Here is a 24,914-nt window from a genome sequence, read left to right on the forward strand (position 1 = left end):
AGAGTCTCTGGGTGCCCGGGATTGGGCTGCCGATCCCTCCATGGATCGGACGTCTATGCCATCGGCGGCACGCGCCCCGACTTGAGCGCGGCGGCCAACTTTTTTCGCGGCCCCGGCGTGTCGGCTAGCGGGCGGCCGCTACGGCGGAACGCGAGACCGCCAGTGCGCGGGGCTCGCCCAGCACGGTGGTGGCGGCCAGGCGGCCGGCGACGTCGGAGCGCGCGGCGACGGCGGCGTAGTACGCAGCGCGGCCGGCCTCCTTGGCGCGGGCGCGGCTGCCGAGGTCGATCGGGGCGGGCAGCTGCTCGGTGCTGTCGTGGGGGTCGACCGCGTCCGCGGCCTTCATCCCGGTGCGCAGCATCGTCAGCGCCTCGGAGCGCAGCTGCGAGACCCGCGACTCGGTGACGCCGAGCTCGTCGGCGATGTCGAGCATCTTGCGCTGGTCGAAGAAGTAGCCCACCACCACGGTCCGCAGCCGCTCGGGCAGCTCGGCGATGGCGTCGTGCAGGTAGCCCAGCCGCTCTCGGTCCAGGAGCAGGGCCTCGGGCTGCTGGCCCGTGGCCGGGACGAGCACGTCGCTGTCCTCGGGGGTGAGAGCCTGCAGGCTCAGCACCCCGGCGCGCGCCACGTCGGCGTCGATGTCGTCCAGCTCGGCGGTGCTGACACCCATGGCGGCGGCGATCTCGTCACGCGAGGGGGCGCGGCGCAGGGCGACGGTGAGCTCGTTGCGGGCCTGCTCGGCGGCGCGGGCCTTGCCGCGGACGGAGCGGCTGGCCCAGTCCCGGCCGCGCAGCTCGTCGGCGATGGCGCCGCGGATGCGGATCGCGGCGTAGCTGCCGAAGGAGACGCCGTGGGCGTCGTCGAAGGCCTTGGCCGCGGCGGCGAGGGCGAACATGCCGGCCGAGACCAGCTCGTCGCGGGTGATGTGGGACGGCAGCCGGCCGAGGGTCTCGCGGACGATGTGGCCCACCAGGGGCAGGTGTGCCCGGACCAGTCCGTCGATGTCCGCCTCGGTGCGGTGGTCGCTCACCATCGTCATCGGGGTGCCCTCTCGTTCTTGACCGGCAGCGCTTTCGCTGCTGGCCCCGGTGAGTCCGGCCTGCTGGCCGGACCCGCTGCGCTGTCCCCCGACGGCGGCTTGTGAAGCCTCCACACCATGTTTGATCGGTGTGAGGTCGATGTAAGCACGGTGTCAAGATTGACCACAAGGTCGTAGCCAAGACCTGCCCTCTTATCGGGACCTAGGTCCCGTAACCCGACGCCGATTCGGACGTTGTGCGGGCCCTTCCGCGCCGCGAAGAGCTGGTGCGACCGCTATCCGGTCCGTACGGGGTGGATGTCCGAATCGCGCTCATCGCTCAGGTCGCGCCGGCGGCTGCCGATGATGCAGCCATGACGAACCGAGACCAGGGCGACGCCGGCCTGGCCGACCTCGCCGCCGCGCTGTGGCGCGAGCGCGAGCTGCTCGAGGCGCTGCACTATGCCCTCACCTGCCAGCACCTCGTGCTCTCCTCCGGCGGGATCCGCTGGCTGACACAGGCCGACGAGCAGGTCCGCGCCGCCGTGGCGGCCCTGACCGAGTGCGAGCTGCAACGCGCCCTCGTCACCCACGACGTCGCCCTGGGGCTCGGCCTCTCCCCCGACGCCACCCTCGACACCATCGCCACCGCCGCCGCCGAGCCGTGGGACACGCTGCTCGCCGACCACCGCGACGCCCTGCGCACCGTCGTCGCGGAGATCGGCGCCCTCACCGCCGAGAACCGCCGGCTGCTCCAGGCCGGCTCGGAACTCGCCCGCGAGACGCTGGCCCGCGTCGGCTCGGCCACCGCCGGCTTCGGCGACATCCCCTCGCCCGGGCTGGACTACGGCACCCGCCGCAACGGCGGGACCAGCGGTCCCGTCCTGCTGGACCGGCAGGCCTGAGGCAGATCATGTCCAACTGGATGTCGGGGATCTACCAGGCGGCGAGCGGGCTCGACGCGGCCCGCTACGGCATGTCGCTGGTGTCGCAGAACATGGCGAACGCGACCACGCCCGGATACACCCGGCAGACCGCAGCGCTCACGTCCGTCGACATGAGTCCGGTCAGTGGGATGTCGACCGGCCACGGGTCGATGGGAGGTGTCGCCATCAGCGGGACCACGCGCAACACCGACATCGTCATGGACGCCCGGCTGCGCTCCGAGGACGCCAAGAGCTCGCTCGCCGAGACCGGCAAGTCCCAGCTCGGCGCGATCGAGAGCGTCCTGGGCGAGCCGAGCGACACCGGGCTCTCCGTCCAGCTCGACAAGTTCTGGAACGCCTGGTCCACGCTGGCGGCCAACCCCTCCTCCGACGCCGCCCGCACCGTGCTGCTGCGCAACGCCGGCAGCCTCGCCGCCACCCTCAACACCATGAGTGACGGCCTCGCCGACACCACCGCCGGCGTCACCGCCTCGCTCGGCACCGACGTCGACTCGCTCAACACCGCCGCCGGCCAGTTGGCCTCGGTCAACGGCCAGATCGCCGTCGGCGTCGCCACCGGCGGCAACGTCAACTCCCTGCTCGACCAGCGCGACAGCCTGCTGAGCACGATGAGCTCGCTGGCCGGCGTCGGCGTGACCCTGCAGAGCAACGGCGTGGCCACGGTGACCCTCGGCGGCCAGGAGCTCGTCTCCGGGATCACCTCGACGCCGGCCACGCTGGACGCCGGCCCCACCATCTCGGTCGGCGGGACGGCGGTCACGGTGGCCGGTGGCAGCATGGCTGCCCGGGTCTCGGCGCTCACCACCAGCCTGCCGACCTACCAGGCCACCCTGGACTCGGTCGCCGCTTCCCTCGCCGACACCGTCAACACGGCGATGACGGGCGGCTACGACGCCAACGGCACCCCCGGCACGGCGATGTTCAGCGGGACCACGGCGAGCAGCATCAGCGTCGTCCTCACCGATCCCGGCAGCATCGCCGCCTCCGGCGTCCCCGGCGGCAATCGCGACAACAGCGTGGCGCTCGCGCTGTCGCAGGCCGGGCTGCGCCCCGGTTCGCCCGACGCCGTCTTCTCCGCCCTCGTCGGCAACGTGGCCTCGGCCAGCGCCGCGGCGCAGCAGCGCGCCGCCACGCAGGACGCCGTCCACAGCTACGTCACGAACCTCAAGACGGCGATGTCCGGCGTCAGCTTCGACGAGGAGGCCGCCAACATGCTGTCGCTCCAGCATGCCTTCAACGCCTCGTCGCGGGCTCTCACCACGATCGACTCCATGCTCGACACCTTGATCAACCACACAGGGCTGGTGGGCCGCGGATGACCTCCTACTCACGTGTCACGGCGACCAGCGCCTCGGCGCAGTCGATCGCGGCAGTCCAAGCGGCGGCCTCGCGCTTCGCGACGCTGCAGGCCCAGCTGTCGTCCGGCAAGCGGATCCAGACCTCCTCCGACGATCCGGACGGCACCGTCACCGCGCTGGCCCTGCGCTCGCAGCTGGCCCGCAGCGACCAGTACTCGCAGAGCTCCGGCGATGCGCTGGCCTGGCTCTCGACCGCCGACTCGGCCTACTCGCAGAGCGTCTCGGTGCTGCAGAGCGCCCGCAGCATCACCGTCCAGGCCCTGAACACCGGCGCCAACGACCCGCGGTCCAACGAGGCCCTCGCCACCCAGGTCGACGGCCTGCGGCAGACGCTGCTCTCGCTGGCCAACACCAGCTACGACGGCCGGCCGATCTTCGGCGGCACCACCGCCGGCAGCGTCGCCTACGACTCCTCCGGCAGCTACGTCGGTGACGACGGCGCCAACACCAGGCTCGTCGCGGCGCGGGTCACCGTGGACGTCGCCACGCCCGGCACCGAGGTCTTCGGCAGCGGCAGCGACAACATCTTCGACCGCCTCAGCTCGCTGGCCGCGTCGCTGCGGACCACGCCGGCCACGGTCTCGGGCAGCGATCTCACCGCGATCGACGACGCGATCAGCCGGGTCGGCACGGCGCAGGCCGCAGCCGGTACCAACTACCAGCAGGTGCAGCGCCTGGCCACGGCCCGCACCAGCAGCGACGTGCAGCTGACCACCCGGCTCAGCGACGTCACCGAGGTCGACTTCGCCGACGTCGCGGTCAAGACCGCCGCCGCCAACACCGCCTACCAGGCCGCGCTGCAGACCACCGCCATGGTCAACCGCGTCTCGCTCCTCGATTTCCTCCGCTGACCCCTCCCGTCCCGTCCCACCCCCGCGAAAGGCTCCCGCCATGACCAGCTTGCTGACCCCGCCGGCGACAGGGGCACCGACCGGCCCGGCGCCGGCGGTCCCGCAGATGCTGCGCCTGCTCGAGCCGCTGCCCGGCTTCGCCGACGTGGACTTCACCCTCGCCGACATCGACCCCGACGGCCTGCTCCTCGCGCTGCGGGCGGTCCGGGAGCCGAGCCTGCGCTTCGTCCTCACCCCCGCGGACACCTTCTTCGACGGTTACCGTCCCTCGCTGCCGGCCGGTGTCGTCGCCGCCCTCGGCGCCGAGGACGCCGCCCAGCTGCGGCTGCTGCTCGTGCTCACCATCGGCACCGACCTGCACGACGCGACGGCCAACCTGCGGGCCCCGCTGGTGGTCTCCGCCGACGGCGCGAGCGCGGTCCAGGTCGTCCTGGACGACGACACGCTGTCGATGCGGGAGCCGATCATGCCGGCTGTGGTGCCCGACTGAACGTCCGGACGCATAGGGTGGGGGCGTGCTGATCCTCACCCGCCGTGCCGGCGAGAACGTCGTCGTCGGCGACGACATCGTGATCTCGGTCATCGAGGTGCGCGGTGATGCCGTCCGCATCGGTATCGAGGCGCCCCGTTCGCTGAGCGTGCACCGTGAAGAGGTGTGGCTCGAGCTGCAGAAATCCAACGAGAAGGCGGCCTCCACCAACGACGACGCCGTCAGCGCCACCCTCGACCGGCTGCGAGCCCGCAGCGAGCGGCAGACCGACCCGCCTGCGAGCTGACGCCCGGGCCGGTGCGCGATACTCGGATGTCCCTGACCGCCAGCCGAGGAGTCCCACCGCATGCCGATCGCCACGCCCGAGATCTATGCCGACATGCTCGCGCGCGCCAAGTCCGGCGGGTTCGCCTACCCCGCGATCAACTGCACCTCCTCGGAGACGGTGAACGCGGCGCTCAAGGGCTTCGCCGACGCCGGCAGCGACGGCATCATCCAGTTCTCGACCGGCGGGGCCGAGTTCGGCTCCGGCCTCGGCGTCAAGGACATGGTCACCGGCGCGGTCGCGCTCGCCGAGTTCGCCCACGTCGTCGCGGCGAAGTACGACGTGAACGTCGCGCTGCACACCGACCACTGCCCCAAGGACAAGCTGGACGGCTACGTCCGGCCGCTGATCGCGATCTCGCAGGAGCGCGTCGACCGCGGTGAGAACCCGCTCTTCCAGTCGCACATGTGGGACGGCTCGGCCATCGAGCTGGAGGAGAACCTGGACATCGCCGCCGAGCTGCTCGAGAAGACGGCGGCGGCCAAGATCGTCCTCGAACTCGAGATCGGTGTCGTCGGCGGCGAGGAGGACGGGGTCCGCGGCGACGCCGGCGAGGGCAACGAGAAGCTGTACACCACCCCCGGCGACGCGATCCACACCGCGCAGAAGCTCGGCATCGGCGAGAAGGGGCACTACCTGCTCGCCGCCACCTTCGGCAATGTCCACGGCGTCTACAAGCCGGGCAACGTCAAGCTGCGGCCGGAGATCCTGAAGGAGCTGCAGCAGGCGGTGGCCGAGGAGACCGGGACCGAGTCGCCGTTCCAGCTCGTCTTCCACGGCGGCTCGGGCTCGTCGCTGGAGGAGATCCGCGAGGCCGTCTCCTACGGCGTGGTGAAGATGAACGTCGACACCGACACCCAGTACGCCTTCACCCGCGAGATCGCCGGCCACATGTTCACCAACTACGACGGCGTGCTCAAGGTCGACGGCGAGGTCGGCAACAAGAAGGCCTACGACCCCCGCAGCTACCTCAAGCTCGCCGAGTCCGGCATGGCCCAGCGCGTCGTGGAGGCCTGCGAGGCGCTGCAGTCCGCCGGGACCTCCGCCACCGGCGCCTGACCCCCGCTCTCCTCCCTGACCGTTCCCTCGCTCGCCGACCGTTCCCCGTCCCCCGTTGAGTGGGTGGCCGGTCAACCCGAGGGGCCACTCAACCAGGGGTGGCCGGCCGACATCTCTCAAGGACGTGACCGCATGACGCACTTCGGCAACCTGCTCGCCCCGCCCACCCGTCTCCCCGAGGACCCCGGCGCCGCCCGCCTGGCCGCCGGCGACGATCCGGCCTCGGTGGCCTCGGCGTTTCCCACCTCGTCCGCGGCCTGGGCCGAGCTGGCCGCGGCCGCGCTCGGCGGCGGCCGGGCCGTCGAGGGCTACGCCTACGCCCGCACCGGCTACCACCGCGGTCTGGACGCCCTGCGCCGCGCGGGCTGGAAGGGCCAGGGCACCATCCCCTGGGCCCACGAGCCGAACCGCGGCGTGCTGCGCTGCTTCCATCTGCTGGCGCGCGCGGCCGGCGAGATCGGCGAGACCGCCGAGGTGGAGCGGCTGACCCAGCTGCTGAACGACAGCGACCCGGCCGCCGCGGCTGCCCTCTCCTGACCTCTTCCCCTGCGCTCTGGTCGATTCCGGGCCGTCAGATCGACCACAGCACAGGGGAAGCGCTCAGGTGAGGCGCGACTTCTGGATCTTGCCCATGGCGTTGCGCGGCAGCGACGTCACGAACCGGATCTCGCGCGGGCGCTTGTGGGCGTTGAGCTCGGTCGCCACGAAGTCGATGAGGGTCTGCGCCGGCGCGCCCGAACCCACCACGTAGGCGACGATGCGCTGCCCCAGGTCCTCGTCCGGGACCCCCACCACCGCGCACTCGGTCACCTCGGGGTGGGCGAGCAGCACCGCCTCGATCTCGCCGGCACCGACCCGGAACCCGCCGGACTTGATGAGGTCGTCGCGGGTGCGGCCCACCAGCTGCCAGCCGTCGGGCGTCTCACGGGCGGAGTCCCCGGTGTCGAACCAGCCGTCCTCGGTGAACGGCGACGGCCGGCCGAGGTAGCCGTCGAAGAGCGTGGCCCCGCGAACCTGCAGCTGCCCGATGCCGTCGTCACCGCGCCCAACGAGTCGGGTCTCGACGCCGGGCAGCGGGACACCGACCCGGCCCGCATGCCGGGTTGCATCCGACCGGGCCGCCAGCGTGATCAGCGTCTCGGTCATGCCGTAGCGCTCGACCGGAGCCTGGCCGGATCGCGCCTGCAGCGACGCGAAGACCGGGGACGGCAGCGCTGCGCTTCCCGAGACCAGCAGCCGCGCCGGACGCAGCGCGGCGGCAGCAGCCGGGTCGGCCGCCACCCGCGACCACACCGTCGGGACGCCGAAGTAGAGGGTGCCGGGCGCGGCGGCGTACGCGGCCGGCGTGGGACGGCCGGTGTGGATCAGCGGCGAGCCGATCCGCAGCGCCCCCAGCACGCCGAGGACCAGGCCGTGCACATGGAACAGCGGCAGGCCGTGGACGAGGGTGTCCGCCGGCGTCCAGGCCCAGGCCTCGGCCAGACCGTCCAGGCAGGCGGCCACCGCGCGGCGGGAGATCACCGCGCCCTTGGGCGGGCCGGTGGTGCCGGAGGTGTACATGATCATGGCGGTGCCGTCGTCCGGCTCGGACCACGACCGCGACGACCGCGCGGACCGGTCGACGCTCACCGTGAGCTCGGCGCCGGAGTCGCCGAGCAGATGCGCCCGCTCGCGCTCACCGGCGTCCGGCGGTACCGGGACGAACGGCGTCCCCGCCAGCAGGCAGCCGACGACCGCGATCACCGTCTCCAGCGAGGCGGTCGCGTCGATCGCCACCGTCGCCGCCCCGGCGACCTGCTCGGCCACCCCCTCGGCGTTGGCGCGCAGCTCGTCGCCGGGCAGGGTCTCGCCGGCCACGGTGATCGCCGGCAACGACTCGGGCAGCATCGGCACAGCCTCCACCGTAGGTCAGTCGGGAGGGCTGCCGGGCGCCCGGCGTGTGCCACGATGGGGCCGACGCCATCGCACCATCGCCAGGGGAGGGCAGCGTCGTGGCCAGACCGTCCGATGCGACACCGTCCCACCCGACGCCCCCCGGCCCCGACTGGCTCTTCTGTCCGGGCCATCGTGCCGAGCGCTTCGCCAAGGCTGCCGCGGCGGCGAGCGGGGTCATTGTCGATCTGGAGGACGGCGTCAACTCGTCCGACAAGGCCGAGGCCCGCGCCAACCTGCGGGGCCTGGCCGACGAGCTCGATCCGGCGCGGGTCGTGGTGCGGGTCAACGGGGCGGGCACCGAGGCGCTGACGGCCGACCTCGACGCCCTGCGCGACACCCCGCTGCGGACGATCATGCTGCCGAAGGCGGAGTCGCCCGACCAGCTCGAGGCACTGGCCGGCTTCGGCGTGCTGGCCCTCTGCGAGACACCGCGCGGCATCCTCCGCGCCCCGGAGATCGCGCTGGCCGGCAACTGTCTCGGCCTGATGTGGGGGTCCGAAGACCTCGCCGCCGCCCTCGGTGCCACCGGCAGTCGGCGCCGCGACGGCGGCTTCCACGACCACGCCAGGTACGCCCGGACGTCCGTCCACTACGCCGCGGCGGCGGCCGGACGCCTCGCGATCGACGCCGTCTACCTCGACATCCCCGACACCGCCGGTCTCGCCCGCGAGGCCGGCGACGCCGCGGCGGACGGCTGGGACGTCAAGGCGGTGATCCATCCGAGCCACTGCGCGGTGGTCCGCAGGGCCTTCGCACCCTCGGCCGAGGAGCTGGCGCAGGCCCGGCGGGTCGTCGAGGCCGCGGCCGGCAGCGCCCACGGCGCCTTCAGCCTCGACGGCCGGCACATCGACGAGCCGCTGGTCAGGCAGGCGCGGCGGGTGCTGGCACGCGGCGCCGCCGCAACCGGGCCAGCAGCAGACCCAGGCTGAGCAGCAGCAGGGCCGTCACCGCCACGAGCAGCGTGTCGGCCACGGCGTCGAAACGCGCAAGCCGCCGCGGCTGACCGTCGGCGACGAAGCCCGTCTCCCGCCAGACGATGAAGGCCGAGCAGAGCGCGGTCCCCACCGACCCACCCAGGCTGCGGGCCAGGTTGAACAGCAGCGACCCCGACGAGGCGTCCGCAGGGAGCACGGCGCGGGTCATCATGAGCCCGAGCGAGGCCAGCAGCACCCCCGCCCCCACCGCCCGGAGGATCTGCGCCCCGATCACCAGCCACAGCGGCGCGACGTCGCCCGCCAGCAACGGCAGCACCCCGGCGCCAGCAAAGACCGCGGCACCGGTCGCCGCCACCCCCATCGGATCGAAGCGACGCAACACCTTCGGCAGCTGCAGCGCGACGACGAGCTGGACGAGCCCGCCGTAGAGCGTCACCTCGCCGATCCGTCCCACCGAGTAGTCGTGCGCGGTGAGATAGAACGGGATGAGGAAGTACGCGCCATAGGTGGCCGCGCCGGCGACGACGTTGAGCGCGCACGCCACGAGCAGCGGTCGCTGCGCCAGCAGGCGCAGGTCCACCAGCGGATGCCGGCTGCGCAGCTCGTTGATCACGAAGCCGGCCAGCAGTCCCAGGGCGAGCAGCGATGTCGCCCAGATCGTGGGCGAGGCGAACCAGCCGCGCGAGTCGCCACCGTCGAAGGTGAACTGCAGGAAGTAGAGGCCGACGGCGACGGCGAGGACGCTGCCCACGCTCGCCCGGCGTCCCAGCGGGGAGCGGACCACCGGCATGGTCCCCAGCCCCGGCAGTGCCAGCACCAGCGCCACCACGGCCACCGGCAGCGCGGCGTAGAAGAGCGCCCGCCAGCTCAGCCACTCCGCCAGCGTGATGGAGAGGATGGGGCCGAGCACGCCGGAGGCGGTGACGGTGAAGGAGAAGGACGCGATGGCCCGGGGACGGTCGTCGTCGCGCAGCAGCGCCACCACGAGGTAGTAGGCGAAGGGCATGATCGCGCCGCTGGCCGCACCCTGGATGACGCGACCGACCAGCAGGCTGGGCAGGTTCCACGCGTTGGCCGTCACCAGCGCGCCGAGCACGAAGGTGCCGCAGAGCACGACCAGGTAGGTGCGCGGCGGGAAGACCCGTGTCAGGTAGGCGCTGAGTGCCAGCGTCACCAGCTCGGCAGTGGTGGACGCCGAGATGACCAGGGCGCTCTGCGGCAGCGAGAACCCCAGGTCGTGCTGGATGTCGCCGAGCGCGGTGCTCGCCATGACGAGGTCCATCACGGTCATGGCGGCCGCGATGATCACGCCCAGGACGGCACGCCAGCGCAGGCGGTCGAGGACAGGGTCGACCGCGGAGCCGGTCGCGGGGTCGTCGGCGGCGGTCTCGGCTCGATCGGCACTCATCGTCGCTCGACCTCCTCCCCGACCGGACGACGCCCCCACGCGTAGAGGGTGATCGACCGGAGCTCGACGTGCCGCGATTCTGTCAGGGTCCGCAGCACCCGGTCGCGGACCGCCGCGGTGATCAGGCCGCGTTCGACGAGCATGGCCCCCTCCTGCTGCACGTTGGCGGCGGCGAGCTGGTCGTAGGCGCCACCGTCGCCGAGCAGGTTCGCCCGTGGCCGCACCGCGATGTCGACGAAGCCCGCCTCGGCCAGCCGGGCCGGCAGGCTGCGGCCCCACTCGGCCATGTCCGAGCCCTGCGCCACCCAGGCGTCGTCCATCGCGCCGAAGAACTGCTGCAGGTCCGGGTCGAGCGAAGCCGCACCCGGCGTCAGGATCGGATCGCAGAGCGCGAGCCAGCCGCCGGGGCGCAGCCACCGCAGCGCCCGCGCCAGCATCGCCACCCGGTTGTCCAGGTGGCAGAAGGTGAGCCGGGAGTGGATGACGTCGAAGCTGCCCTCGGCGAAGTCCAGCTCCCGGATGTCGGCCTGCCGCCACTGCAGCACCGAGGCGTCGCCGGTCTCGCCGTCGCAGTCGTCGAGATAGCGGGCGTCGCTGTCGACGGCGAGGACACGACCCTCCGGGCATCGCCCCGCCAGCCAGCGCGCGATCGAGCCCGCGCCGGCGCCGATCTCCAGGCAGTGCGAGTCCGGCCGCAGCTCGCAGCCCTCCAGGACGGCCTGGCTGTCCCCGTCGCCCCACGCCTCGAGCAGGCCGAGCCGGCCCCGTTCGTGAGGGCTGTCCTTGGACAGCAGGCCGGAGTGGTAGTCGGTCATCTCATCCTCCAGGACGGACTCGCTGCGGGGGTCACGGGTTCCGGTGGGGCAATCAGGCGCGTACCGCCCGCAACCGGACGCGACGCGGTTAGGCTGCGACCGTCGCCGCGACGACAGGCACGATGCGGCGGCGGGAGGGACGCGAAGTGACCGACCAGAGCACGGTGCGGCCGGGGCGTGTGCTGATGTGCGCCTGCCTCGGCTACGGATTGATCGTCATCGACATCACCATCGTCAACCTTGCCATCCCGGCGATGCAGCAGAGCCTGCACGCCGGACTGGCCGCGATGCAGCTGGTGGTCAACGCCTACGTCATCGTGCTGGCCTCGCTGGTGATGGCCGGCGCGGGTGCCGCCGACCGCTGGGGCGCGGTGACGACGTTCCGCCTCGGCGTGGTGATCTTCGGCGTGGCCTCGGTGCTCTGCGGCGCCGCGCCGAGCGTGGAGCTGCTCGTGGTCGCCCGGGTGCTGCAGGGGCTCGGCGCGATCCTGCTCATGCCCGCCACGCTGGTGATGCTCACGCGTGCCTACGTGCAGCCGGACGCCCGCGCCAAGGCGGTCGCCGTCTGGGCCATGGTGGCCGGCAGCCCCGTCGTCTTCGGACCGCTGCTGGGCGGCGCCCTGGTGGACTTCGTCGGGTGGCGGGCGATCTTCCTCGTCAATGTCCCCGTCATCGCCGTGACGCTGTGGTTGGCGCGTCGGCACATGCCCGGCACGGACCGTGGCGACGCAGCCCCGCAGGACATCCCCGGTCAGGTGCTCGCCGCCGGCGTCCTCGGTGGACTCGCCGTGGCCCTCACCTACGGCCACGAGCTCGGCTGGGGACATCCGCTGCCGCTCACGGCGGCCGTCGTCGGGCTGGCGGCGGCGGTGGCCTTCGTCGGGCGGCAGCGCACCGCCACCCATCCGATGCTGCCCACCGCGCTGCTGCGGGCGCCGGGCTTCGTGGCCTACGCGCTGGTCGGGCTGCTGCTCTTCGCCGGCTACTACGGCCTCGTCTTCACCATCAGCGTCTACCTGCAGCAGGTCCGCGGCTACGGCCCGTTCGTCAGCGGCCTCTGCTTCCTGCCCTCGGCGGTGCCGATCACGCTCATGCCGCTGGTGGCCGGCCGCGTGAACGCCCGCCTCGGCCCGCGGGTGGTGCTGCGGGCGGCGATCGCGATGACCGCCCTGGGAGCGATCGTGCTGGTCGCCGTCGGACAGCTGGTGCCCTTCGGCCTCTCGGCCGGCCTGCTGGCCATCGGCATCGGCTTCGGGCTGGCGACGGTCCCGCAGATCACGCTGCTGATGGCGGCGGCACCACCGGACCGGGCCGGCACGGCCAGCGGCATCCTCACCGCGGCGCGCCAGGCCGGCACGATCCTCGGCATCACCGTCTTCGCCGGGCTGCAGGCGGGGCAGACCATGCGGCTGCCGGCCCTGGGGGCGCTGGTGGGCTACGGGTTGATGGCGGTCGCGGCGGCGGTGGGTGCGCGACAGGCGCGGACCCGGCTGGCCGAGCCCGCGACGGTCTGAGGCGCGCTCAGACAAGGTCCAGGGCGCGCAGGTCGGCGAGGTACTTGGCGATCAGCTCCGGCGAGATCGACGGGACCTCACCGCCACCCACGCCCAGCTGGCGGACACCGGCGACGAAGCGTTCGTGATGCGGCAACCGCTCGGCCCGCGGGTCGGTCGGCTCGTCGTGGGCGTGCAGCAGCGGCAGGATCGAGGCCGACCGGCGTCGCTCCGGCAGTGAGCGCAGCGCGGTCTCGAAGCGGGCGCGCCACTGGCCGAAGTCGTCGATCCGCACGATGTCGACACCGTCGGCGATCAGCCAGTCGACGAACTCGTCCAGCCCCACGCCGTCGTCGTTGCCGTTGAAGGCGTTGAAGATCCGGTAGCCGGGCTCGTCGTCGACGGCGAGCGCGACGATGGCCGCAGCGACGAAGTCCACCGGCAGGCCGCTGTAGTGGGCGCGCGCCCGGCCGCCGTCCGCGGCGGGACGGTAGAACGAGGCCGGGGCCAGCCCGGTGGCGAGGACACCCACCAGCAGCCGGGTGAAGCGGTCGGGGACATTGAGCTGCCGCGGCCAGCGGCTGTGCGCCAGGATCATGTCGGGACGGAAAACACTCACCGGGACGCCGAAACGGTCGTGGGCCTCCCGCAGCAGGACCTCGCCGGCCCACTTGCTTGTCGCGTAGCCGTTGGCGTAGGAGTCGTCCAGGCGGCGCTCGCCGGTGTCGACGCGGACGTCGGTGACCTCGTCCAGCAGGCTCCCGTCCGGGCGCATCGCGGCGGCCACGGAGGAGACGTAGGCGATCCGCTTGGCCCGTCCGGTGAGCGCCAGCCGGACGATCTCGGCCGTCGCCACCACGTTGGAGTCGAAGAGCTGGGCGTAGGGCAGGACGTGGTTGACGAGCGCGGCCGAATGCACGACGAGGTCGACCTCGTCGGCGAGCCGCTGCCAGGCCGCCTCGGTGAGGCCGAGGCGCTCCTCGGCGACATCGCCGGCCAGCACGTCGAGCCGGTCGGCGGCGAGCGCCGCGACGTGGCGGCCCCTCTCGCTCCCGGCCTCGCCGTACCCCTCGATGACGCGGCGCCGGGCCTCGGCGTCGTCGGCGCCGCGCGCCAGGCAGATCACCCGGCCACCGGTGCGTGCCGCGCGTTCCAGCAGCTCCAGCAGCACGAACCGGCCGAGGTACCCGGTGGCTCCGGTGACGAGGACCGTCGCCACGCCGGCGCGGGCCGGGGTGCGGTCGGTCGCCGCGTCGAGGACCGACGCCGACAGGAACTTCTCCAGCTGCAGCTGTGGCGCCGTGACCGTCGTCGCACCGCTGCCGTGGACCGACGCCATCGTCGGACGGCGGCGGGCCACCGCCGAGCCGGAGTCGGCGGGGTGACCGTCCTCGCCAGCGCTGTCGGGGTGACCACCGGCGCGATGGTCGGCGACGTGGTCGGTGATGTAGGCGGCGACGTCGCCGAGGGTGGCGGTCGGCCCGATGACGATCCGGATCGGCACCTCGACGTCGAAGAGGTGTCCCAGCAGCATCGCGAAGGTATGGCCGGAGAGGGAGTCACCGCCGATGTCGGCGAAGGAGTCGTCGGCACCGAGCGTGGTGTCCCGGCTCTGCGCGGCGAGCTGGGCGGCCTGCACCACCGTCGCCAGCACCGGACGCTCGTCGCGGCCGTCGCGCAGCTCCGCCACCCGCCGACCCCGCTCGCCGACGGCGCCAGCGTAGAGCGCGTCCAGGCGGGGCCGGTAGTGGGCGGTGAGGGCCGGGCGCAGCAGCTTGCCCACCCCGGAGAGCAGCCCGTTGGCGGGGCTGAAGGGCTCGGTCTCGATGATGACGTCGTGCGGCACCTCCCAGCTGCGCAGCCCGGCCCGCTCGCCGCACTCGTGCAGCGAGGCCAGCACCGCCTCCCGCACCGCCGCCTCGTCGGAGCCGGCCAGCAGCGACGGGTCCGGGACCACGACGGCGAGCAGGTAGGACTGCTCGCCGTCGCCGTGGACGAAGATCTGCCGCACGAGCGGGCTGGTGGCGAAGACGGCCTCCAGCCGGGCCACCGCCACGAACTCACCCTGTGACAGCTTGAGGACGTTGTTCGTCCGGTCGACGTAGACGAGGCGATCCGGGGCGATCTCGGCCATGACGTCGCCGGTGCGGTAGTAGCCCTCGGCGTCGAAGGCGCGGGCGGTGAGATCGGGGCGACGGTAGTAGCCCGGCACGACCCCGAACGACTTCACGTAGAGCTCGCCGCGGGGATGCGGTCGGTCGGTGCCGAAGTACCCCAGCTCGGGGACGTCGACGAGCTTGTAGTCCAGCACGGGGGGCCGCTTCACCACGGTGTCGACGACGACCGGCCGGGTCGTCTCGGTGGAGCCGTAACAGTCGGTGACCGGGCAGCCGAGGACGCCGGTCATGAAGCTCTTGGTCTCGGCCGAGAGCGGAGCGCTGCCGCAGAGCGCGCTGACGATCCGACCACCGAGCAGGCCGTCGCGGGTCGACTCGAGGGCCGTCGCGGCCGCCTCGGCCTCGCTCGCACCGTGTTCGCGGGCGGCCAGCTCGGTGAGCCGGTACCGCTGCCGGACCATGTCGCAGATCCGCGGCACCAGGCTGAGGACGGTGGGGCGGGCCAGCGAGACGTCCTCGAGCAGCGTCGACATGTCGCGGCTGGCGGTGAAGAAGCCCTGACCACCGGAGGTGAGCCCGGAGACCAGCCACGAGCGGCCGTTGACGTGGCTCATCGGCATGTAGTGCAGCACCAGCGTGGGCACCGGCAGGTCGGCCGAGGAGCCGGCGTTGCTCATCCCGTTGCGGCTGTTCTGCCACATCCGGGTGATCATGGCGCGGGTGTAGATCGCGCCCTTCGGGTCGCCGGTGCTCCCCGAGGTGTAGATGAGGCTGGCGATGCGCTCGCCGTCGCGGCGCTCGGCGCAGAGCTCGAGCTCCGGCAGCCCGGCCCCCCGCTCCAGCTCCTCGGCCAGCGTCCGCACCCGGACTCCGGTCAGCTCGGCACGCGCGGCGGCGAGGCCGTCCCGGTGCGCGGCGAGGCGTTCGTCGACGTCGAAGACGATCAGCTCCCGCACCGACTCGGCCTGCCGGGCCACCGCGACGCCCACGGCCAGCGAGTCGGCGTCGACGGCGAGGGTCCGGGGTGCGGTCTCGGCGACGACCGGGTGCAGCGCCTGCGCCGGGACCCCGGTCGCCAGCGGCACGACGACGGAGCCGGCCCGCTGGCAGCCGAGGTCCAGGACGGCGTAGTCGATGCTGGTGAAGCCGAGCACCGCCACCATGTCGTCGTCGCTGTCACCGACGCCGGCCGCGGCCCGCGCCTCGGCGACGACGGCCGCCACGGCGCCGGCACGTCGCCACAGCTCGGCGTAGGAGATCGACTCCAGCTCGGGCAGGTGCTCGTGGCCGATGCCGCGCCCGGCACCGTCGCGCAGCACCCGGCGGATGCGGCGGGCCAGGGCGGGCCGCTCGGCGTAACCGGACATGGCCGCGGCGATGGTCGCCGTGAGATCACCGTCGGCGCGGGCGATGGCGGCCGCGACCTCGGGCGAGGGCGTGGCCGCGGCGAAGTCGGCGTCGCGAGCGAGCAGCAGCCGCACCCGGTCGGCGATCGTCGTCGACGCGGCGGCGACCTCGCCGCGCAGGGTGGCGCTCACGCGAAGGCCCAGGAGACGCCGCCGCCGCGCGAGACGTTGACGACCGTCTCGCCCGAGGCACGGACCAGCAAACCGCTGGGACCGTCGCCGTAGAGGAACATGCCGAGGGCGAAGCGGTAGTCCCCGCTCCGGCCGTCCAGGGTGGTCAACGGCATCGTCTCGGCGACGACGCGGCGCTGGCAGTTCCAGCCGGCCGGGTCCACGGCGAGCAGCGACCGCAGCTCCCCGGCCGGACACTCGGCACCGACCACGACGTCCCGCCCGCCGTAGGACCAGCTGCGCTTGAAGACGAAGCCATCCTTCTCCGCGACAGCGGTGTCGACCCCGTCCGCGGTGAGGTCGTAGCTGTAGGGGACGTAGCGCCGGATCGCCTCGACCTCCTCAGCGCGCAGCAGCTGCTGGTACTGGGGGTCGCAGAGCAGCGAGAACCAGCGCCGGTGCATCCGCACCTCGGACTCGAACATGCAGGCCATCGTGACGCCGGCGTCGCGCAGCCGTACCAGGAAGGCGCCCTCGTCCTCGGTGTCCTCGAAGGTGGTGAGCCGGTGCACCAGCGTGCGCGCCGCCTCCTCCGGCGTGAGCCAGTCGAGGCGGAAGGTGTGCTCGTCGCAGTAGTGGAGCTCGACGTCCGGCAGCAGCCAACGCAGGGTGCGCTGCAGCATCACGTGCTCGCCGAAGCCCTGCGGACGGTGCTTGACGGAGTCGAGGATGACGAAGCGGGTCATGCCGTGGGCGCGCATCTGCTCGGCGTACTGCACCGCCTGCTGCCGCATCGGCGAGATGCCCGCCACCGGCCGACCGATCAGGTCGCCGTAGGCGACGGCGCTGTAGAAGGCGTCGCCGGCACCGACGGCGCAGAAGTGGTTGATCTCGCAGAAGGCGTAACCCGTGGCGGTCGGGATGATGTCGGCGCGCATCGCGCGCATCCCCCGCTTCGGCAGCGTCGGCCAGTCGAGCTGCGCGGCCATCGCCGGCGGCACCGCGAACATGGCGTCCAGCTCCTCCGGCGCATGGGTGCCCACGACGTGCTCGACCACGGTGTCCAGCGCGTCGGCCAGCAGCACGGTGGCGCGCTCCAGCTCGGCGAGCTCACCGGCGTCGATCCGGAAGAGGTAGGGCAGCGTTCGGTAGGCGACCCCGAGATCGGCGAGGACGAGGTCAGCCCCGCGGGCGGCCGCCGCGTGGTGCGGGTCGGCCCGCTGTCGGGCGACGTAGTCGAGGTTGGCGGCGACGAATGTCATGACGGGACGGCCTCTCGCGACGGTGCGGTGGGCAGGGGCGTGAGCGCCCCGGCGTCGGGGCGGCGGCGGAGCCCGAGCCGGGACTCGATCACCGCCCCGGCGCGGAAGAGCGTGGCCTCGTCCCAGTGCGCAGCGACGAGCTGCACGCCGATCGGCAGGCCGTTGCCGGCCAGGCCGGTCGGCAGGGTCATGGCCGGATGGCCGGTGACGCTGAAGGGGATCGTCTGCATGTCGTTGGCGAGCTTCGGCGGCGGCCAGTCCAGCGGGAAGTCGTCGAAGCGGGCCGAGGTGGTCTGGCCGCAGGCGGTGACGACGAGGTCGTGCTCGGCGAAGACGGCGTTCAACTGCCGGCGCAGCCGGCGTCGCAGCTCGAAGGCGTGGGCGAGGTCGACACCCAGCAGGCCCGCCCCCGGCATCAGCCGCTGATAGGTGAAGCGACCGAAGGACCTCGGCTCGTGGCAGAGCCCGTCGGCATGGGTGGCGAAGGCCTCGGCGGCGAAGAGGACACGGCCGCAGGCGTCGAAGAGCTCGTAGTCCGGCAGCCGGACCTCGGTGACGACCGCCCCCCGCTCGCGGAGGGCGTCGAGCGCCGCATCGATGCCGGCGACGATCTCCGGCGAGGTGAGCGGATCGTCGGCGTACCAGGACGGGGTGTGGGCGATCCGGAGCCCGGTGACGTCGGCGGTCACCGCGGCACCGGGGACGGCGACCGGCACCGTCCGCGGGTCCCGCGGGTCGTGGCCGGCGACGGCGGCGAGCGCCGCGGCGACGTCGGCGACGCTCCAGCCGACGGGGCCGAAGTGGTCCAGGCTGTGCGACAGGGTGCGGACCCCGGTCCCCGAGACCCGCCCGTAGGTGGGCTTCAGACCCACCGCGCCGCAGTGGAAGGCCGGACCGCGGATGGAGCCCGTGGTGTCCGAGGCGAAGGCGACCCGCAGCAACCCGGCCGCCACCGCCGCGCCCGCGCCGGAGGAGCTGCCGCTGGGCACGTGGTCGTTGCTCCAGGGGTTGCGCGCCGGCGGCACCGGCAGGTCGAAACTGGGACCGCCGATGGCGAACTCGTAGGTGGTGAGCTTGCCGAGCAGCACCGCGCCGCCGTCGCGCAGCCGGCGCTCGATCTCGCTGTCACGGGCGGCGACGTGCCCGAGCGACCGCCGCGAGGCGTTGCCGGTGGGGAGCCCGGCGACGTCGATGATGTCCTTGTGCCCGTAGGGGATCCCGTGCATCGGCCCGCGGTCCACCCCGCGACGCAGGTCGGCGTCGGCGGCGGCGGCGCGGGCCAGCGCCTCCTGCTCGGTGACCAGGACGAAGGCGTGCAGCACATCGTCCACCGCGGCGATCCGCTCCAGCGCGTGCCGGGTGAGCTCGACCGAGCTCAGCTGGCCGGCACGCAGCAGTGCTCCGGCCTGCGTCACCGAGAGCTCGCCGAGCTCGTCGGGGGACGGCCGGTGGGTCGCGACCGGCGACGGCGACGACCCGGACCCCGGCGGGGCTGCCGCCGGGGTGCCGTCGGTCGGGCTGCCGTCGGCGGTGCCGTCGTCCGGCAGGACGGCGGCGGCCACGACGGCGGCCAGCCGCTGCAGCCCGCGATGGCCGCGGAGCACACCGTCGCGCAGCTCGGCCGGGGGCTCGCAGCCGAGCCGGCGGACGGCGGCGGCGAACTGCGCGTCCGCCGCCGCCGTGCCCGCAGCGGTGCCCGCTGCCGGTGCCGCGCCCGGCGCCGCCTCAGCCGACGACGTCATCTCGGGACGGCGTCCGGGGGCCGGCCTCGCGCTGCGCGGCCAACCAGTCCTCGACCTCGTGCGACTCGGTGGGTAGGGCCGCCGACAGCACGGTGTTGCCCTCCTTGGTGACGAGCACGTCGTCCTCGATGCGGACCCCCATGCCGCGCAGCTCCGGCGGGACCAGCTCGTCGTGGCGCTGCAGGTAGAGGCCGGGCTCCATGGTGAGGACCTGCCCCTCGGCCAGGACACCGTCGCCGTAGGCCTCCGGCCGCGAGTGGCCGCAGTCGTGGACGTCGAGACCGAGCATGTGCCCGAAGCCGTGCAGGGTCCACCGGCGGTAGGTGATGGCGTCCGGATCCATCGCCTCCTCCACGCTGCCGGGGAGGATGCCCAGGCCCGAGAGGCCCTCGGCCAGCACGCGCATGCAGGTCAGGTGGATCTCGCGGAACGGCACCCCCGGCGCCACCTTCTCCAGCCCGGCGCAGCGGGAGGCGTGGACGATGTCGTAGACGTCGCGCTGCGCGGTCGTGAAGGTGCCGGAGACGGGGAGCACCCGGGTGATGTCGGCGGTGTAGCAGTTGTCGTTCTCGACGCCCATGTCCATGAGCAGGGTCTGGCCTGGTTCGACGACCCCGGTGTTGTGCGCCCAGTGCAGGATGGCCGTCCGCTCGCCGCCGCCGACGACCGAGCTGTAGCCGACCGTGTTCCCGTTGACCCGCGCCCGCCACTCGAAGGTGCCGTCGATGACGCGCTCGGGGGTGGGGGCGTCGGCGGGGAGCCGGCGGGCCACGTCCTGGAAGCCGAGGATGGTGGCGTCGACGGCGTCGCGCAGCTGCGCGAGCTCCCACTCGTCCTTGATCAACCGGAGTTCGGAGACCACGCTGGCCAGCAGCCCGTCGTGCTCGACGTTGTCGGCCGTCACCGGCAGCAGGCCGCGGTCGATGCCGTCGTCGTAGCCGCGCAGCACGCGCACCGAGCCCGACAGCGCGTTGAGCGCCGCCGGCAGCTCGGCCAGGCTCGCGGTCTGGATCTGCAGGATCTGCGACTTCTCCTCGGGGGAGAAGCGACGGCCGTGCCAGACCTCGCCGTCGACCCGGTCCAGGTACATGATCCCCGACGACGCGTCGGAGCGCGGCTGCACGTACAGCACGGCGTCGTGGCCGTCCCCGCTCGGGTGCATCACGAGGACGGAGTTGGGCTCCTGGTCGCCGGTGAGCCAGAGGAAGTCGCTGCCGGCCCGGAACAGGTACGGCGCGCCGAAGGTCCGGGACCGGATGTTGCCGGTGGGCAGGACCAGCGTCTCGCCCGGGAAGGCGGCCGAGAGGCGGGCGCGGCGGGCGGCGAGGTTGGCCGCGTGCGCGACCGGGGTGGTGTCGACCGGCTCGTCGCGCCAGCCGGTGAGCATCAGGTCCAGGAACTTCTTGGGAATGCGGGCGTCGTGCGCGCCGGAGAGTTCCTCGCGTCCGATGTTTGCCATGGTCATACCTCCGTGTCGGGTTGGTCGGCGCGCGCCCACGGCGGGGTGTCGGCGCGCAGGTGGGCGCAGGTGAGCAGGTCGAGCCAGGCCGACCCGGTCGAGCTGAAGAGCGTGGTGCGTCCGGCGAGGTCGTCCAACGAGTCGAGCCGATCGAGCTCGTGGGCGCTGGCATGGACCTCGCCGGCCTCGGCGATCGCGGTCTCCCGGTCCTCGACGAAGACGACGCTGCCGGCCATGAACTCGCGCGAGACCTCGCGCGAGGTGGTGGTGTGCGCGCCCATGCAGTTGACGTGGACGTGGGCGGCGAGCGGTCCCAGCGGCAGCGGCTCCACCGAGGTCGTGGTGGTGCCGACGACATCGGCGCCGGCACAGGCCTGCGCCGCCGAGTCGCAGACGGTGACCAGCGTGACCCGGCCGCGGCGCACCTCCCGGTCACGGATCTCGGCCGCCAGCTCCTCGGCGCGGCTGCGGGTCCGCGAATGGATGCGGATGGTCGACGGGGAGCGGACGGCCGTGACCGCGGCGTACTGCGCGAGCGCCTGGATGCCGGCGCCGACGATGGCGAGCGTCGCCACGTCGGCGATGGCGCAGGCGTCGGTGACCACGGCGGCCACCGCGGCGCACTTCAACGCGGTGACCGCGGCGCCGTCGAGGGCGCCGAGGTAGCGCCCGTCGCTGACGGCGAACATCGGCACGACCGCCGTCACCGTGGCACCGCCGCCTCGGCTGCCGGCGATGGTGGCGACCTTGTTCACGTACAGGTCGTGCGCCACCGAGACGGCCGGCATCGAGAGGCACTTCGTCCCCTCGCCCGTCCCCTCGCCCGTGCTCTCGACGGTCTCTCCCGTCGGGACGGTCACCCGCGGCGGGACCACGATGGCGGCGGCGGAGCCGTCCCGCACCGCGGCAGCCAGGTACCGCGCGGTCTCAACCACCACGTCGTGGTCGAGGGCGGCCGCGCTGCGGGCCGGCGGTCGGCGCGTCGAGGTCACTCCTGCTCGTCCAGCAGCTGCGCCAGGACCGTCACGAACTGCTCGGTCATCGCCGAGGTCATGTCACCTCGCAGCATCATCCGCACGCCGGCCTGCCCGCGGGCCACGATCGGGAAGAACATCGCCGAGCAGTAGTAGCCGCTGCGGTACAGCGCGTTGGACAGCCGCACCGCCTTCTCGTTGTCGCCGGTGACGACGAACTTGATGTGCGAGCCGGCGCCGCGGATGTCGGTGCGGTCGGCGAAGCGCTGGTCGAAGGCGGCGATGTTGGCGGCGAGCTGGTCCTGCAGTGCGGTGAGCTCCGGGGTTCGGTGCACCTCGATGCTGCCGAGCGTCGTCCCCACCGCGGCAGTCCGAAGTCCCTGCGACCAACCCAGCGGACCGGAGCGGTAGAGGAAGTCGTACTTGGCCCGCGAGCCGGTCATGGCGATGCCGCCGGTGCTGCCGAACGCCTTGGCCGTCGAGGCGACGACCATCATCTGCTCGTCCACCTCGGTGAAGACCGAGCGGGCGTAGCCGACGCCGTTCGCACCCTGCGTGGAGAGCGCGTGCGAGTCGTCGATGTAGAGGAAGAGGCCGTACTTGTCCTTCAGCCGCGCCATCCCCTCGAGATCGGCCAGTCCGCCGACCGAGTACGCCCCCTCGCAGACGTAGGCCACCCGCGGGTACCGCTTGCAGATGTCCTCGAGGTACTCCATGTCGTTGTGCGGGCAGGTGAGCACCAGCGTCTCGTCGGCGACCACCGGCTTGACGAAGTTCATCGAGAAGTGGGCGTACTTGTCGAAGACCATGACCAGCGGGTCGCTGTCGGTGAAGTGCCCCGAGCCGAGCAGCGGCAGGATGGCCGAGCTGAGCACGCCGCAGGAGATGGCCGGCATCGTCGGCGCCCCGAAGAGATCGCTCAGCTCGTCCTCGACCTGACGCATCGCGTCGAGCCGGATCCGGAACTCGGCCATCGCCAGCCCGGTGATGCCCTCCCGCCGCAGTGCCTCGATGCCCGCCTCGACGACGGTGGGGTGGGAGTTCAGCCCCAGGTACGAGCAGGACGAGAGGTTGAGGAACTCGTGGCCGGTACGCACGTCGCGCAGCCGGTTCTGGCCGTCGACGGCCTCGACGCGGATGTCGAGCATGCCGTGCTCCGCGGCGAGCCCCCACGCCGCCTCGCTGGCCGGCACCATGCGCTGGTTGTTGCGGTAGGTATGCGGACCCATGATGGGGACGTCGGGGTCGGTTGCGCTGGCAGTGACGATCGTGTCGGTCATGCCGTCGTCCTTTCGGAGAGTGGTGCCGGGACTCGGTGCGCGGCTCGCGGAACGGAGGTCATCCGGGCGAGCGCAGGAAGGCGCCGAGCCGGGCGATGCCCTCGCGGCCCTTCGCCAACCGGGTGTGGTGCATGTGCCAGACGTGGACCATGCCGGGCCAGACCTCGAGGGTCACCGGGCTGCCGGCGTCACGCAGCTTGCCGGCGAAGCGCTCGGCGTCGCTGAGCAGCATCTCGCGCTCACCGACCTGGATGAGCACCGGCGGGAACCCGTCCACCTCGCCGTAGAGCGGCGAGGCGTAGGGCGTCCGCGGTGAGACGTCGCCGAGGTAGGCGTCCTTGACCAGACCGACCACGTTCCTGCTGATGAGCGGGTCGATGGCCTCGTTGGTCGTGAAGGTCTCGCCGGTGCCGAGCATGTCGACCCACGGCGAGATGCAGGCCGCGGCGCCGGGGAGCGGAACCCCGTGATCACGCAGGTGCAGCAGCGTCGCCAGCAGCAGCCCGCCGCCGGCGGAGTCACCGATGATGCTGACAGCCTGCGGGTCCCACCCGTCGTCCAGCAGGCTGCGGTAGGCGGCGACGGCGTCGAGCAGTGCCGCCGGGTATCGGTGCTCCGGCGCGCGCCGGTACTGCAGGTGGCTGATGGCGAAGCCCGCGGCCCGCGCGACCTCGGCGATCATGCTGCCGTGGCTGCGCTGCGAGCCGTAGACGTAACCGCCACCGTGCAGCCACAGGCCGATCCGGCCGGGGTCGGCCCCCGGCGGCGTGGCGAGGTAGCTCGTCACGCCGCCGAGGTCCTGTGTCGTGACGGCGATGTCCTCGGCCACCGGTGTGCCCCAGGCGTCGTAGAAGTCACGTGCCGCGACGAAGTCGTCCGGCCAGACGTCCGCCTCGAGAGCCTCGAGCAGGACGGCCAACTCGGCGTCGTCGGCCGGCGACATCGCCGGGACGTCGGGGCTGCGCAGCGTGGTGTCCGAGATCGCCATGGGCTCAGCCCTGCGCGGGGCCGGAGGCCACCAGGTCGTCGACGCCCCGGTGGTAGCGGTCGTAGTCGGCGGCGTCGCGCTCCGGCACGCTCATCTTCACCTCGGGCATCTCCAGGCCGTAGTGGTCGTACCAGGTGCCGAGGTTGGCACCGTCGGCGAACTGCAGCTCGATGTGGCGCAGCGGGCGCTTGCCCGGCTTGCTCGGGTCGGCGAGCGTCGGTGCGCTGCCGGCGTGCGCGAGCCCGCCGTCCACCTCGTTGTTGAGGACGACCATCACCATGTCGTTGAGCAGGTCGATGTCGACGGTCGCGGCGTGGTCGGCCAGGATGGCCGGCACGTACTGCTCCTTGACGGCGACGTTGTAGCTGTGCGGCATGAGTTCGATCAGCTCACCCGGCGCGACACCGCTCGCGGCGAGGAAGTCGCGGGTGTTGCAGACGATCGGCTCGCCGCCGTCGATGTTGGTGTTCGGACCGTAGACGTTGCCGATGAAGGTCGTCGCCGCGTCGAAGTGCACGCACTTGGTGGTGAGGAACTCGCGCGACTCGGTGTGGTCGCTGTTCGGGGTGAACGAGGTGTTCTTGTTGTAGCCGTCGACGTCCATGGCGGCGACCTGGTCGTAGCCCATGACGACGGGGCTGTGCGACGCGACATCGGCGGTGGCGGCGAAGTCGCGGAACACCGACTCCAGGTAGTCGCGGGCCAGCAGCGCGTCCGCCTCGTCGTGGATGTCGAGGCCGTGCTTGCTCAGCAGCGCGGCGACGCCGTGGCAGAGCGCCAGGCCGTCGCCGTCGGCCACCAGGGCGGCGATGCGATCGCGCAGCGCCGTGCCGACGGCGACCAGCTTGCCGTCACGCAGCTCCGCGTCGAATTCGGAGACGTCGACCTTGGCGTCGGCGACGAGCTCAGCGGGGTTCTTGGACATTTCTCCTCCGGGACTG

Annotated in this window: 21 protein-coding genes; 9 read left to right on the top strand and 12 right to left on the bottom strand. The window is 72.7% G+C overall.

Annotated elements, in window-relative coordinates; genetic code table 11:
- Positions 1–124 precede the first annotated feature (124 nt).
- Positions 125–1,039, bottom strand: a complete 915-nt coding sequence (locus tag AC0NZQ_RS01760) for a sigma-70 family RNA polymerase sigma factor (protein ID WP_474527915.1) — start codon at positions 1,037–1,039, stop codon at positions 125–127.
- 353 nt (positions 1,040–1,392) lie between these two features.
- On the opposite strand from AC0NZQ_RS01760, the gene flgN reads away from it, so the two are divergent.
- The 7 genes from flgN to AC0NZQ_RS01795 all read left to right on the top strand — a co-directional run bounded on the left by flgN (position 1,393) and on the right by AC0NZQ_RS01795 (position 6,585).
- Positions 1,393–1,923 (top strand): flagellar export chaperone FlgN, encoded by a 531-nt coding sequence (gene flgN, locus AC0NZQ_RS01765; protein WP_474527916.1) that lies wholly within the window; start codon positions 1,393–1,395, stop codon positions 1,921–1,923.
- An 8-nt stretch (positions 1,924–1,931) separates the two neighbouring features.
- Positions 1,932–3,284, top strand: coding sequence for a flagellar hook-associated protein FlgK (flgK, locus tag AC0NZQ_RS01770; RefSeq protein WP_474527917.1), 1,353 nt, complete (start codon positions 1,932–1,934; stop codon positions 3,282–3,284).
- The gene (flgL, locus tag AC0NZQ_RS01775) at positions 3,281–4,174 is read left to right on the top strand and encodes a flagellar hook-associated protein FlgL (RefSeq protein ID WP_474527918.1); all 894 of its coding nucleotides are present in this window, start codon (positions 3,281–3,283) and stop codon (positions 4,172–4,174) included. The genes flgK and flgL overlap by 4 nt, the downstream gene beginning before the upstream one ends.
- A gap of 40 nt (positions 4,175–4,214) precedes the next feature.
- Complete coding sequence (fliW, locus tag AC0NZQ_RS01780; RefSeq protein ID WP_474527920.1) at positions 4,215–4,664, top strand: flagellar assembly protein FliW; 450 nt, start codon at positions 4,215–4,217, stop codon at positions 4,662–4,664.
- A gap of 25 nt (positions 4,665–4,689) precedes the next feature.
- A complete protein-coding gene (gene csrA / locus AC0NZQ_RS01785; protein ID WP_474527921.1) occupies positions 4,690–4,950 on the top strand; it encodes a carbon storage regulator CsrA in 261 nt (86 codons plus the stop codon).
- 60 nt (positions 4,951–5,010) lie between these two features.
- Positions 5,011–6,048 (top strand): class II fructose-bisphosphate aldolase, encoded by a 1,038-nt coding sequence (gene fbaA, locus AC0NZQ_RS01790; RefSeq protein WP_474527922.1) that lies wholly within the window; start codon positions 5,011–5,013, stop codon positions 6,046–6,048.
- A gap of 132 nt (positions 6,049–6,180) precedes the next feature.
- Positions 6,181–6,585: a DUF3151 domain-containing protein gene (locus tag AC0NZQ_RS01795; protein WP_474527923.1), complete on the top strand. Its 405-nt coding sequence runs from the start codon at positions 6,181–6,183 to the stop codon at positions 6,583–6,585.
- A 63-nt stretch (positions 6,586–6,648) separates the two neighbouring features.
- Here AC0NZQ_RS01795 and AC0NZQ_RS01800 read toward each other — a convergent pair whose 3' ends face one another.
- A complete protein-coding gene (locus AC0NZQ_RS01800) occupies positions 6,649–7,935 on the bottom strand; it encodes an AMP-binding protein (RefSeq protein ID WP_474529391.1) in 1,287 nt (428 codons plus the stop codon).
- A gap of 104 nt (positions 7,936–8,039) precedes the next feature.
- On the opposite strand from AC0NZQ_RS01800, the gene AC0NZQ_RS01805 reads away from it, so the two are divergent.
- Positions 8,040–8,912 carry an HpcH/HpaI aldolase/citrate lyase family protein gene (locus AC0NZQ_RS01805; RefSeq protein ID WP_474527924.1) on the top strand — a complete coding sequence of 291 codons (873 nt, stop codon included), beginning with the start codon at positions 8,040–8,042 and terminating at the stop codon, positions 8,910–8,912.
- Here the strand turns inward: AC0NZQ_RS01805 and AC0NZQ_RS01810 are convergent.
- Both AC0NZQ_RS01810 and AC0NZQ_RS01815 read right to left on the bottom strand, forming a co-directional pair.
- Complete coding sequence (locus AC0NZQ_RS01810; protein WP_474527925.1) at positions 8,845–10,326, bottom strand: MFS transporter; 1,482 nt, start codon at positions 10,324–10,326, stop codon at positions 8,845–8,847. The genes AC0NZQ_RS01805 and AC0NZQ_RS01810 overlap by 68 nt on opposite strands.
- Entirely contained in the window at positions 10,323–11,141 is an 819-nt protein-coding gene (locus AC0NZQ_RS01815; RefSeq protein WP_474527926.1) for a class I SAM-dependent methyltransferase, read from the bottom strand. Before AC0NZQ_RS01815 ends, AC0NZQ_RS01810 begins: the two co-directional genes overlap by 4 nt.
- Before the next feature lie 146 nt (positions 11,142–11,287).
- On the opposite strand from AC0NZQ_RS01815, the gene AC0NZQ_RS01820 reads away from it, so the two are divergent.
- Complete coding sequence (locus AC0NZQ_RS01820) at positions 11,288–12,655, top strand: MFS transporter (RefSeq protein WP_474527927.1); 1,368 nt, start codon at positions 11,288–11,290, stop codon at positions 12,653–12,655.
- A 7-nt stretch (positions 12,656–12,662) separates the two neighbouring features.
- Here the strand turns inward: AC0NZQ_RS01820 and car are convergent, their stop codons facing one another.
- The 8 genes from car to AC0NZQ_RS01860 are packed head-to-tail and all read right to left on the bottom strand — an operon-like array spanning position 12,663 to position 24,898.
- Entirely contained in the window at positions 12,663–16,289 is a 3,627-nt protein-coding gene (car, locus tag AC0NZQ_RS01825; protein WP_474527928.1) for a carboxylic acid reductase, read from the bottom strand.
- Positions 16,286–17,530 carry a hypothetical protein gene (locus AC0NZQ_RS01830; protein WP_474527929.1) on the bottom strand — a complete coding sequence of 415 codons (1,245 nt, stop codon included), beginning with the start codon at positions 17,528–17,530 and terminating at the stop codon, positions 16,286–16,288. Before AC0NZQ_RS01830 ends, car begins: the two co-directional genes overlap by 4 nt.
- Positions 17,527–19,272 carry an amidase gene (locus AC0NZQ_RS01835; protein ID WP_474527930.1) on the bottom strand — a complete coding sequence of 582 codons (1,746 nt, stop codon included), beginning with the start codon at positions 19,270–19,272 and terminating at the stop codon, positions 17,527–17,529. Before AC0NZQ_RS01835 ends, AC0NZQ_RS01830 begins: the two co-directional genes overlap by 4 nt.
- Positions 19,256–20,737, bottom strand: a complete 1,482-nt coding sequence (locus tag AC0NZQ_RS01840) for an aminopeptidase P family protein (RefSeq protein ID WP_474527931.1) — start codon at positions 20,735–20,737, stop codon at positions 19,256–19,258. The genes AC0NZQ_RS01835 and AC0NZQ_RS01840 overlap by 17 nt, the downstream gene beginning before the upstream one ends.
- Complete coding sequence (locus AC0NZQ_RS01845; protein WP_474527932.1) at positions 20,734–21,723, bottom strand: ornithine cyclodeaminase family protein; 990 nt, start codon at positions 21,721–21,723, stop codon at positions 20,734–20,736. Before AC0NZQ_RS01845 ends, AC0NZQ_RS01840 begins: the two co-directional genes overlap by 4 nt.
- Positions 21,720–22,985, bottom strand: coding sequence for an aminotransferase class I/II-fold pyridoxal phosphate-dependent enzyme (locus AC0NZQ_RS01850; RefSeq protein WP_474527934.1), 1,266 nt, complete (start codon positions 22,983–22,985; stop codon positions 21,720–21,722). Before AC0NZQ_RS01850 ends, AC0NZQ_RS01845 begins: the two co-directional genes overlap by 4 nt.
- Positions 22,986–23,043: 58 nt before the next feature.
- On the bottom strand, positions 23,044–23,973 hold the full coding sequence (locus AC0NZQ_RS01855; RefSeq protein ID WP_474527935.1) for an alpha/beta hydrolase: 930 nt from the start codon (positions 23,971–23,973) through the stop codon (positions 23,044–23,046).
- Between the two features lie 4 nt (positions 23,974–23,977).
- The gene (locus AC0NZQ_RS01860) at positions 23,978–24,898 is read right to left on the bottom strand and encodes a hypothetical protein (protein WP_474527936.1); all 921 of its coding nucleotides are present in this window, start codon (positions 24,896–24,898) and stop codon (positions 23,978–23,980) included.
- Between the last annotated feature and the right edge of the window lie 16 nt (positions 24,899–24,914).

Source organism: Jatrophihabitans sp. sgz311053, from assembly GCF_056135305.1.